This is a genomic window from Streptomyces calidiresistens, assembly GCF_014141525.1.
GTDB classification, from domain to species: domain Bacteria; phylum Actinomycetota; class Actinomycetes; order Streptomycetales; family Streptomycetaceae; genus Streptomyces; species Streptomyces calidiresistens.
On sequence record NZ_VKHS01000856.1, the window covers coordinates 1 to 2,173 of the forward strand.

Annotated in this window: 3 protein-coding genes; all 3 read right to left on the reverse strand. The window is 77.2% G+C overall.

Annotated features, from left to right (window positions below; all coding sequences use genetic code 11):
• A partial coding sequence (locus tag FOE67_RS23475) for an NADH-quinone oxidoreductase subunit C (RefSeq protein ID WP_182666839.1) occupies positions 1-978 on the reverse strand: 978 nt, incomplete at its 3' end.
• The gene (locus FOE67_RS23480) at positions 975-1,562 is read right to left on the reverse strand and encodes an NADH-quinone oxidoreductase subunit B (protein ID WP_182666840.1); all 588 of its coding nucleotides are present in this window, start codon (positions 1,560-1,562) and stop codon (positions 975-977) included. The genes FOE67_RS23475 and FOE67_RS23480, both read right to left, overlap by 4 nt.
• Positions 1,553-1,951, reverse strand: coding sequence for an NADH-quinone oxidoreductase subunit A (locus tag FOE67_RS23485; protein ID WP_323385362.1), 399 nt, complete (start codon positions 1,949-1,951; stop codon positions 1,553-1,555). The genes FOE67_RS23480 and FOE67_RS23485 overlap by 10 nt, the downstream gene beginning before the upstream one ends.
• Between the last annotated feature and the right edge of the window lie 222 nt (positions 1,952-2,173).

Genomic DNA, 2,173 nt, shown 5'->3' on the forward strand with positions numbered 1-2,173 from the left:
CTCCCGGGCCGGGCGGGGGTCGTGCCATGGGGCGTCGGCGCTGCGCGCGGCGTCGCCGTGCGCCGGGCGCGCGGTCCGGCGCGGGCGCTCCGCCCCCCGATCGGCCGCGGGGTCGGAGGGCGTGGCGGACGAGTCCGGCCCGGCCGCCCCACCGGCGGCGCGTTGGCTCGCCGAACCCTCCCCCGCCGAACGGGACCGGCGGACGGGCGGCGTGGTCGCGTCACCCGCGTCGGCCGCCCGTTGGCTCGCCGAGCCCCCGCCCGCCGAACGGGACCGGCGCGGTGCCGGGGCGTCACCGGTCGGCGTGGCGCCCTCGGCGCGCCGGCCGGCCGCCGGTCGCCCGGCGGCGCGGCCCCGGGTCGGGGCGGCGGGCAGGGTGCCCTTCAACGGCCCCCACTCGTTGGGATCCGGCACGCCCGGCGGCAGCATCTGCCGCCGCTTCGGCCCGCCGTGCCCCGGCTCGCCCGGCTCCTTCGCGCCGGGCCACGCCTTGACCACCCGCGCGGCGAGGACGAAGCCCTTGCGCAGCGGGTGCCCCTCGAAGCCCTCGGGCAGCAGCAGCGGCCCGGGCGCCGGGTGGTCGGTGAACTCGACGCCGAACATCTCCCGGGTCTCCCGTTCGTGCCAGGCCGCGCCGGCCCACAGGCCGGTGGCGGTGGGCAGGGCGGGGGCCGCCGGGGCCAGGGCGGTGCGCAGCAGCAGCCGACGGGGCGCCTCGCCGGGCCGACCGAGGGCGACCACGTGGGCGCAGACCAGCAGCCGACCGTCCGGGTCGGGCCCGGCGGGGCCGCCGCTCTCGTCCACGGCGCTGAGCCAGTCGAAGAAGGTGCAGCCGAGCCGGTCGCGGGCGGTGCGCAGGGAGGCGATCCACTCCCCCGCCGGCACGTCCACGGTGAGCGTGTCGTAGGCGTCCGCGGCCCGGGCCCCGGCACCGAAGAGGTCCTCCACGGGCTCCGGGAGCCACCCCGGACCGCTCACCGCTCCCCCTCCCGGGTCCCGGCGGGCGGCGCCACCGGCGGCGCGTTCAGCGCGGCGGTGGGGGTGCGGCGCGGGGCGTAGCGCTCGGCGGTGGACTCCTCCGCGATCCGCTCCTGGAGCTTGAGGATGCCCTGGAGCAGCGCCTCGGGGCGGGGCGGGCAGCCGGGCACGTACACGTCCACGGGGATGATCTGGTCCACGCCCTTGGTCACCGCGTAGGAGTCCCAGTAGGGGCCGCCGCAGTTGGAGCAGGCCCCGAAGGAGATGACGTACTTGGGCTCCGGCATCTGTTCGTACAACCGACGCACGGCGGGGGCCATCTTGTCGGTGACGGTGCCGGAGACCACCATCAGGTCGGCCTGGCGGGGACCGGGCGCGAAGGGGATGACGCCCAGCCGGATGAAGTCGTGCCGCGACATCGAGGCGGCGATGAACTCGATGGCGCAGCAGGCGAGTCCGAAGTTGAAGACCCACAGGCTGTAGCGGCGGCCCCAGTTGAGGATCACCTTCATCGGCTCGGGGGCGAGCCGGGCGAGGGGACCGAGCAGGGGACGGTCACCGCGCGGGACGGGGGTCAGGTCCATGCGAGCACGCCCTTCCGCCAGGCGTAGAGCAGCCCCAGGCCGAGCAGCCCGAGGAAGAGGAACATCTCCACCAGCGTCACCGCGCCGAAGCCGGGGTCGGCGAAGATCGCCGCCCACGGGAAGAGGAAGATCGCGTCCACCGCGAAGATCACGTAGAGGAAGGCGTACAGGTAGTAGCGGACCTGCGTGTGCGCCCACCCCTCGCCGACCGGGTCCACGCCGCACTCGTAGGGCAGCAGTTTCCCGGCGGTCGGCAGGTCCGGCCGCAGCAGCCGGCCGGTGGTGAAGGCGACGGCGACGAACAGCACGCCGACGACGGCCACCAGTCCGACGACCGTGTAGCCGTGGAAGTAGTCCGGCACCCGGCTTGCCCCTCCGTGACGCGCGATGCGGGATGTGCGGACCCGCGGCGCGGGCCCGTGTCGTGGGTCCGACACCGGCGGGCGGGCGGCCGTCCGCCGTGGTCGGGGTGCCGCGACGGCGCGGTGCGGGGCGCGGGGTCGCGGCGTGCCGCGCGGGGCGGCGACGTGCGGCGGTCCGCCGGCGGCGGCGTGCCCCGGGGGCGCGCACGGGCGGCGGTCCGTCGTACGGACGGGAGTCTAGGGGGTGGG

What these genes read in the sequence shown, in the direction of transcription:
- FOE67_RS23480 (WP_182666840.1), bottom strand. Translation starts at nt 1,562, where the DNA reads ATGGACCTGACCCCCGTCCCGCGCGGTGACCGTCCCCTGCTCGGTCCC.